The 4,902-nt window shown below is 73.3% G+C and carries 3 protein-coding genes and 1 tRNA gene; 2 read left to right on the top strand and 2 right to left on the bottom strand.

Going from position 1 to position 4,902, the window contains the following annotated elements; translation table 11 throughout:
• Positions 1 to 64: 64 nt before the first annotated feature.
• Positions 65 to 138 (bottom strand) — tRNA-Lys (locus ACFWXO_RS37295).
• A 61-nt stretch (positions 139 to 199) separates the two neighbouring features.
• The gene (locus ACFWXO_RS37290) at positions 200 to 1,108 is read right to left on the bottom strand and encodes an NADP-dependent oxidoreductase (RefSeq protein WP_380529782.1); all 909 of its coding nucleotides are present in this window, start codon (positions 1,106 to 1,108) and stop codon (positions 200 to 202) included.
• 192 nt (positions 1,109 to 1,300) lie between these two features.
• On the opposite strand from ACFWXO_RS37290, the gene ACFWXO_RS37285 reads away from it, so the two are divergent.
• A complete protein-coding gene (locus ACFWXO_RS37285) occupies positions 1,301 to 2,884 on the top strand; it encodes a Na+/H+ antiporter (RefSeq protein WP_375883333.1) in 1,584 nt (527 codons plus the stop codon).
• A 242-nt stretch (positions 2,885 to 3,126) separates the two neighbouring features.
• The gene (pgi, locus tag ACFWXO_RS37280) at positions 3,127 to 4,788 is read left to right on the top strand and encodes a glucose-6-phosphate isomerase (protein ID WP_380529780.1); all 1,662 of its coding nucleotides are present in this window, start codon (positions 3,127 to 3,129) and stop codon (positions 4,786 to 4,788) included.
• The last annotated feature ends 114 nt before the right edge of the window (positions 4,789 to 4,902 follow it).

Genomic DNA, 4,902 nt, shown 5'->3' with positions numbered 1-4,902 from the left:
GCGCTGCCCCCCCCCGACCCCCACCCCGCCCCCCCCCCCCCCCGCGCCCCCCCCCCCCTGTCTGTGCGCCGCCAGGGACTCGAACCCCGGACCCGCTGATTAAGAGTCAGCTGCTCTAACCAACTGAGCTAGCGGCGCCTGCTGACGTGGAGAACATTACCTGGTCAGCGGCCGAAACACACAATCGGCCCGGAGGCCCTCAGGCGGTCAGCACCACCTTGCCGCGGACGTGCCCGGTGGCGACCAGCCGGTGCGCCTCGGCGGCCTTCTCCAGCGGCAGCGTCTCGGCGATCTCCAGCCGCAGCCCGCCCGCCTCCCACAGCCGGACCAGCTCGGCCAGCCGCTCGGCGGTGCGCGGCCCGCGCAGCCCCCGGACGCCCAGCCGCTCGGCCTCCGGGTAGTCGACCACGGTGCCGATCCGGGCCCGGTCGGCGACCAGCTCGACGGAGGCGGCCAGCGCGCCCCGCCCGGCCGCGTCGAAGGCCGCGTCCACCCCCTGCGGTGCGACCGCCCGGACCCGCTCGACCAGCCCCTCGCCGTACTCGACCGGGATCGCGCCCAGTCCGCGCAGGTAGGCGTGGTTGCGCTCGCTCGCGGTGCCGACCACGGTGGCGCCCAGCGCGCGGGCGAGCTGGACGGCGACGGTGCCCACCCCGCCGGAGGCGCCGTGCACCAGCACGGTCTCCCCGGGGCCGACCCCGAGCAGGTCGAGCGCCACGTGCGCGGTCTGCCCGGAGGCGGAGAGCGCGCCGGCCTGCTCCCAGGGCATCCCGGCGGGCTTGGCCACCAGCTGGCCGGCGTCCACCGTGACCAGCTCGGCCTGGCAGCCCAGCACCCGGAAGCCCAGCACCTCGTCGCCGACCCGCCACGGCCCGGCGCCCGGCCCGAGCCGGTCCACCACCCCGGCGAACTCGTTGCCCAGGACGAACGGCTCCGCGGCCACCAGCCCCGGCGGGCGGAAGCCCTCCCGGATCGCGAGGTCCACCGGCTGGACCGCGGCGGCGTACACCCGCACCCGGACCTCTCCCGGGCCGGGTTCCGGGTCCGCCACCCCGGTGACCCGCAGGACCTCGGGACCGCCGGACCTCGGTACGGTGACCGCCTTCATGGGGTGCTCCTCTCGCCGGCACTGGCCGATCCGCTGCTCGAACGTCCCGATCCTCGGACGTGAAGTGCGCTTGAGGTCAAGGGTCCGTCCGGCGTGTCCCCGCGAATGGGCGCATTGTCAGATTTATCCTGGGCGGCGCTCAGCCGTCCGTCGCCGAACCGTCGCCGAACCGTCGTCGAGAGGAACCTCCCCGTGGGCCAGCTGCCCCTGTTCTTCCTGGTGCTGCTCGCCTCCGTGGTGACCATGCCACTCGCCCGCAAGACGGGCGTGCCGCAACCGGTCCTGATGACCCTGCTCGGCATCGTCATGGCGATCGTCCCGCAGATCCCGGACGTCAAGATCGAGCCCGAGCTGATCCTCCCGCTGGTCCTGCCGCCGCTGATCTTCGCCGTCGCCCGGCGCTCCAGCGTCCGCTACTTCAAGGCCAACGCCCGCTCGATCCTGCTGCTGGCCGTCGCCCTGGTGGTGGTCACCACCGTCGCGGTGGCCGGCACCGTGCACTGGCTGCTGCCCGCGCTGCCGCTCGCCGCCGCGATCGCGGTCGGCGCGCTGGTCTCCCCGCCCGACCCGGTGGCCGCCGTCGCGGTGGCCGGCAGCATCGGCCTGCCGCGCCGGCTGGTGGCGATCCTGGAGAGCGAGGGCCTGTTCAACGACGTCACCGCGATCGTCGTCTACTCGCTCGCCATCGAGGCCGTGGTCAGCGGCGACTTCTCGGTCGGCCACGCGGCGCTGCGCTTCGTGCTGTCCGCCGTGCTCGCGGTGGTCGTCGGCGTGGTGCTGGGCTGGGTGAACGCCAAGCTCGCCGACCGCCTGGACGACCCGACCCAGCAGGTCGCGCTCAACCTGCTGGTGCCCTTCGCCGCCTACACCGTCGCGGAGGAGATCCACGGCTCCGGCGTGCTCGCCGTGGTGATCTGCGCGCTCTACCTCGCCGAGCGGGCCTCCGACGCGGACGCCGTCGCCTACCGGCTGGTCGGCAACGCCTTCTGGGAGGTGGTCGAGATCCTGATCACCGGCGTCGCCTTCGGCCTGATCGGCCTGGAGCTGGCCACCGTGCTCAAGGAGGCCGGCCGCGGCTGGACCGGCTTCCTCGGCGACGCCGCGGTGGTCATCGCGGTCGTGGTGGCGGTCCGGCTGCTCTGGCTGCTGCCGGCCGGCTGGCTGTCGAAGAAGCTGCGCAAGAACAACGAGGAGGACACCCCGTTCAGCTGGAGGGAGAGCGTGGTGCTCTGGTGGTCCGGCATGCGCGGGGTGGCCACCGTCGCCCTGGCCCTGGCCATCCCGCTCACCCTGCACTCCGGCGCCGACTTCCCGGAGCGCGGCCGACTGGTGTTCATCGCGTTCAGCGTGGTGCTGTTCACCCTGCTGGTGCAGGGCCTGACCCTGCCCTGGCTGGCCAAGCGGCTCCAGCTGGACATCGACCAGGACGCGCACGAACAGGCTGTGCGCCGGCTGTGGTGGCGCGCCGCCAAGGCCGGGCTGGAGCGGCTCGGCGAACTGGAGGAGCAGGACAGGCTGCCGGCCGAGGTCGCCGACCGGCTGCGGGACCGTCAGCACGACCGGCTGGCCCGGCTCTGCCCGGAGAACTACGCCGAGGAGGAGGCCGCCGAGGCGAAGCAGCGGATCGCCCAGTGGCGGGCCGCCGCCGAGGTCGAGCAGGAGATGATCGCCGCCTCCCGCCGCGAGATGCTGGTCGCCCGCAGCGAACTCGGCGCCGACCCGGAGCTGGTGGACCACGTGCTGCGCGGACTGGACCTGCGCTCCGAGCGGAAGTGAACGCACCGCGAGCGGCGGGCGCAACGGAAGTGACGGGCAGTCCGGCCGCCCGGCGGCACGGCCCCCGACCGGCCGGAATGTGCACCACCCCCGCCGGAGTTGCATAGGCTGAACCCGGGCAGGCCGTCAACGGAGTCGGCGCACCACCCGTACCGCCGCAACCTCGCGAAGCCGCTCGACGACGACCGGCCCCACGCCTGGCCCTGCCGGTTTCTGCACCCAGATGAATCGAGGACCCACCGATGTCGGAGACCCGCGCCGACGCCCGCACCCCGCTCGACCGCACCCCGCAGTGGGCCGCCCTGGCCAAGCACCGGGCCGAGCTGGGCGAGACCCACCTGCGCGAGCTGTTCGCCGCCGACCCCGAGCGCGGCCGCACCCACACGCTCCAGGTCGGCGACCTGCACGTGGACTACGCCAAGCACCTGGTCACCGACGAGACGCTGGAGCTGCTGCGCGAGCTCGCCGCCGCCACCGGCGTCGCCGAGCTGCGGGACGCCATGTTCCGCGGCGAGAAGATCAACATCACCGAGCAGCGGGCCGTCCTGCACACCGCGCTGCGCGCCCCGCGCGGCGCCGTCGTCGAGGTGGACGGCGTGAACGTCGTCCCCGCGGTGCACGCCGTCCTGGACAAGATGGCCGCCTTCGCCGACCGGGTCCGCAGCGGCGAGTGGAAGGGCCACACCGGCAAGCCCATCCGCACCGTGGTCAACATCGGCATCGGCGGCTCCGACCTCGGCCCGGCGATGGCCTACGAGGTGCTGCGCTCCTTCGGCAGGCGCGACCTGGCGGTCCGCTTCGTCTCCAACGTGGACGGCGCCGACCTGCACGAGGCGGTCCGGGACCTCGACCCGGCCGAGACGCTGTTCATCGTGGCCTCGAAGACCTTCACCACCATCGAGACCATCACCAACGCGATCTCCGCCCGCGGCTGGCTGCTCGACGGCCTTGGCGCCGGCACCGAGGCGGTGGCCAAGCACTTCGTCGCGCTGTCCACCAACGCCCAGGGCGTGCAGGACTTCGGCATCGACACGGCCAACATGTTCGAGTTCTGGGACTGGGTCGGCGGCCGCTACTCCTACGACTCGGCGATCGGCCTCTCGCTGATGATCGCCATCGGCCCGGACGCCTTCCGCGAGATGCTGGACGGCTTCCACCTGGTCGACGAGCACTTCCGCACCGCCGCGCCGGAGCAGAACGTCCCGCTGCTGCTCGGCCTGCTGGGCGTCTGGTACGGCGCGTTCTTCGACGCCCAGGCGCACGCGGTGCTGCCGTACTCGCACTACCTGTCCAAGTTCACCGCCTACCTCCAGCAGCTGGACATGGAGTCCAACGGCAAGTCGGTGACCCGCGACGGCACCCCGGTCGGCTGGCAGACCGGCCCGGTGGTCTGGGGCACCCCCGGCACCAACGGCCAGCACGCCTACTACCAGCTGCTGCACCAGGGCACCAAGGTGGTCCCGGCCGACTTCATCGGCTTCGCCCGCCCCGTCGCCGACCTGCCCGACCGCCTGGCCGCCCAGCACGACCTGCTGCTGGCCAACTTCTTCGCCCAGACCCAGGCGCTGGCCTTCGGCAAGACCCCGGAGGAGGTCGCCGCCGAGGGCGTGCCGGCCGAGCTCGTCCCGCACAAGACCTTCAAGGGCAACCACCCGACCACCACCATCCTGGCCGCCGAGCTGACCCCGTCGGTGCTCGGCCAGCTGGTCGCGCTGTACGAGCACAAGGTGTTCGTCCAGGGCGCGATCTGGAACATCGACTCCTTCGACCAGTGGGGCGTCGAGCTGGGCAAGGTGCTCGCCAAGCGGATCGAGCCGGTGCTGCTCACCGGTGAGGGCGGCGGGCAGCTGGACAGCTCCACCGCCGCGCTGGTGGCCCGCTACCGCGCGCTGCGCGGCCGCTGAGCCCGGGACCGGGCCGTCCGCTCCGGCGGGCGGCCCGGCTCTCCCCGTCCAGGCTCACGGGGAAACGCCGGAAGGCCCCGTGGGGGAGCGAAGGGGCGTCCGGGGGGCTAGGGG

It is taken from the genome of Kitasatospora sp. NPDC059088, from assembly GCF_042738155.1.
In the GTDB taxonomy this organism is placed as follows: domain Bacteria; phylum Actinomycetota; class Actinomycetes; order Streptomycetales; family Streptomycetaceae; genus Kitasatospora.
This window is presented reverse-complemented; position numbering and strand designations above follow the sequence as displayed.

Bases quoted from the DNA above. Each gene is read 5' to 3' on its own strand.
- ACFWXO_RS37290 (WP_380529782.1), bottom strand. From the start codon at position 1,108: ATGAAGGCGGTCACCGTACCGAGGTCCGGCGGTCCCGAGGTCCTGCGG.
- pgi (WP_380529780.1), top strand. From the start codon at position 3,127: ATGTCGGAGACCCGCGCCGACGCCCGCACCCCGCTCGACCGCACCCCG.